Origin of the sequence: Sphingomonas sp., from assembly GCF_019242355.1 — a bacterium.
In the GTDB taxonomy this organism is placed as follows: Bacteria; Pseudomonadota; Alphaproteobacteria; order Sphingomonadales; family Sphingomonadaceae; genus Sphingomicrobium.
The window spans coordinates 1-2333 of the sequence record NZ_JAFAVR010000224.1 but is presented as its reverse complement, the minus strand read 5'-3'; the positions used below and the strand labels follow the sequence as shown (position 1 = coordinate 2333).

Here is a 2333-nt window from a genome sequence, read left to right as displayed (position 1 = left end):
TGGCTCCCGTCAGACCCTGATGTGCACCGCGCGTGGCTCACCCGATTGATGGGTGACGCCGCGAACAGTCGCACGCCCCTGCACCCCGTCATCGCGCATTTTGAGGCGTTCATCGAGAGCGACGCCGAAGCCTATATGCTGTTCCATCAAATGTTCGAGCAGGCCTCGACCAAGGCCCCCTATGCCGACGAGGCTGCCGGCGAGGCGCAGGTACGCGACTACAAGACCCTGCTACGGCTGTTGAATGTCCTCTTGACCCGGGCGCCGGAATACAATCGAAGCGGCGTGGTCGGGACGCCGTTTAACGCGATCCTGGACCGCGCGATGGGCACGCCTGCTGGCTTCGCTGCGTTCTTGAACGATGGCGTGAATTTTCACCTGAAGCAAATGCTCGACGCATGGGGCAGGTTTCTGATGACGCCCGACTCTCGGGCGGTGCTGAATGACGATCCGGAAACCGGATGGTTCGGCAAGCATGCCATGCAGGACATGCCGAAGTTCAACGAGCAGTTCCTCTGCGAACCAGAAGCGCCGCATAAGGGCTTTGCCTCCTGGGACGACTTCTTCACGCGGAGGTTCAGACCCGGAGTACGGCCGGTAGAGGCACCCGACGATGATTCGGTGATCGTCAGCCCCTGCGAGGCTGCACCCTACCGCATCTCCTCCGGCATCGCGCGCCGCGATCGCTTCTGGGTTAAGGGCCAGCGCTACTCTCTGGAGCACATGCTAGCGAACGACCCCCTGACGGAGCAGTTCGTGGGCGGCAGCGCCTACCAAGCTTATCTCTCGGCGCTCAGCTATCACCGCTGGCACGCGCCGGTGAGCGGGACCGTGATCAAGGCGCGCCTTCAGCCCGGAACTTACTATTCCGAGACGCTGGCAGAAGCCGACGACCCGTCAGGCCCGATGGAATCGCAGGGCTATATCGCGGAGATCGCGACGCGCGGCCTGATCTTCATCGAGGCCGACAACCCCGCGATCGGCCTCCTCTGCTTCATGCCCATCGGGATGGGTGACGTCTCAACGTGCCAACTCCAGGTCTATGAAGGGCAGCATATCACCAAGGCTGATGAGATCGGGATGTTCCACTTCGGGGGATCAACTGTTTGCCTTCTCTTCAGGCCAGGATTGGACCTCGAGTTCGACACGCATGGACAGGAGCCAAGCCTGCAAGCCTCCAACATTCCGATTTGCGCCAAGATCGCCACAGTCCGCTGATCTCGAGCGTCGCTCATCATTCGTCTCGTGATTGCTGAGAGACGGCATCTCGTCGCGACCATTATGAGTTGCTCTCTCCAGCCGCCGACTTCCTCGAGGAGAAATATCCACTCGCCGCAACGCTGATCCGGCGCGCGATGATCGATTTCACGCTAAGCGGAACGAAGGCGACGCGGTACAAGCACGCCGCGCGGCATCTCGGCGAATGTGCTTGCCTCGCGTCCAAGATCGAGGACTACGGCGCGTTCCCCGATCATTAGGCCTATGTCGACAATCTCGGGGCGGTTCACGGCAGAAAAGCAGGTTTCTGGCAGCCTTGATCGGTCTCAACGGGCGCGAAGGCGCTCGTGAAGAAGCGACCATCGCCGCGGCTGCCGGCGTTTGACCGCGATGGCGAGCGCCTTGCGCGATCCGACCAGCACGAGCAGCCTCTTCGCGCGCGTGACCGCCGTATAGATGAGCTCGCGGCCCAGCATCGTATAGGCCTGCATCGTCAGCGGCACGACGACGGCAGGATATTCCGACCCCTGCGATTTGTGGATCGTCGTCGCATAGGCGAGCTGGAGCGCGTCGAGCTCGCCGAAATCAAATGTTGTATCGATCGTACCGAAGCGGGCGTGCAGCTCAGCTTCCGCATGCTCGACGGCGGTCACTACGCCAAGATCGCCATTGTAGACGTCGCGCTCGCGGTCATTGATGATGTGCATGACCTTGTCGCCCGGGCCGTAGCGGTGCCCGAAGCGTTCGACCGCCTGTTCCGTTGGCGGATTGATGCGCTGCTGCAGCAGCATGTTAAGCGACCGTGCGCCCGCGCCGCCGCGCTGCATCGGGCTCAGCACCTGGATGTCCTGAGCGGGATCGAGGCCGAACCGGCGCGGGATGTGCCGGGAGACGAGCTCGATCACCTTGTCCGCGACATCGGCGGGCTCGTCGGCGGCGACGTAGAAGAAGTCGCCATCGCCGCGGGCGGTCAGGTCAGGCATCTCGCCGGCGTTGATCCGGTGCGCGTTGGTGATGATGCGGCTGGTCGCGGCCTGCCGGAACACTTCCGTCAACCTCACCACGGGAACTGCGCCGCTCGCGATAACGTCCTTGAGCACCTGGCCGGGGCCGAC

3 protein-coding genes are annotated in these 2333 nt (G+C 62.8%); 2 read left to right on the top strand and 1 reads right to left on the bottom strand.

Translation table 11 applies throughout. The annotated features are described in order from the left end of the window. Both JOZ79_RS11050 and JOZ79_RS11045 read left to right on the top strand, forming a co-directional pair. On the top strand, positions 1-1218 hold a 1218-nt coding region (locus tag JOZ79_RS11050; RefSeq protein ID WP_294074086.1), incomplete at its 5' end, for a phosphatidylserine decarboxylase family protein. 68 nt (positions 1219-1286) lie between these two features. Next, on the top strand, positions 1287-1478 hold the full coding sequence (locus JOZ79_RS11045) for a DUF6880 family protein (RefSeq protein WP_294074084.1): 192 nt from the start codon (positions 1287-1289) through the stop codon (positions 1476-1478). A gap of 66 nt (positions 1479-1544) precedes the next feature. Here JOZ79_RS11045 and JOZ79_RS11040 read toward each other — a convergent pair. Continuing rightward, on the bottom strand, positions 1545-2333 hold a 789-nt coding region (locus JOZ79_RS11040), incomplete at its 5' end, for an ATP-binding domain-containing protein (RefSeq protein WP_294074082.1).